Source organism: Oleiphilus sp. HI0067 (assembly GCF_001635735.1).
Map to the genome: position 1 here is coordinate 1 of NZ_LWFI01000055.1, position 640 is coordinate 640.

General features: G+C 45.7%; 1 protein-coding gene. It reads right to left on the reverse strand.

Annotation, left to right across the window (positions count from 1 at the left end; genetic code table 11):
* A partial coding sequence (locus A3739_RS01005; protein WP_068499831.1) for a MoxR family ATPase occupies positions 1-640 on the reverse strand: 640 nt, incomplete at both ends.

Here is a 640-nt window from a genome sequence, read left to right on the forward strand (position 1 = left end):
ATTTATAGATACGCCTTCTGCCTCGGCATCAAAGCTAAGCAGAATTCTGTGGCGATAAACATCATGGATCACAGCACTCACATCTTGAGGTGAGACGAAGTCTTTTCCTTTAATCCATGCGTAGGCCCGTGCACAACGATCGAGTGAAATTGTGCCTCTGGGGCTCACACCAAATTCGACCCAACGTGCAAGCTCTTCGCTAAATCTTCTTGGCTCTCGCGTCGCCGTCGTAAGGGAAATAATATAATCCTCAACAGCTTCAGACATGTGAATACCCAAAACTTCTTGTCGTGCTTGTTGGATAACCGCTTTACTTAATGTGATTCCAGACTCAGCTTCACTGGCGGCTTTCTTGAGCTCATCTCGGACTAAACGCAAAATAAGCTTTTCTGCTTCCGCAGATGGATAATCGATCGTTACATGCAAGAGAAAACGGTCAAGCTGCGCTTCAGGGAGAGGGTAAGTGCCTTCTTGCTCAATNGGGTTTTGTGTTGCCATCACTAAAAATAAATCATCAAGCGGGTATGTCTGTTTACCTACACTCACTTGATGCTCCGCCATTGCTTCAAGCAACGCGGCTTGTACTTTAGCTGGGGCATGATTAATTTCATCTGCAAGTACGAGGTTGTGAAAAATCGGT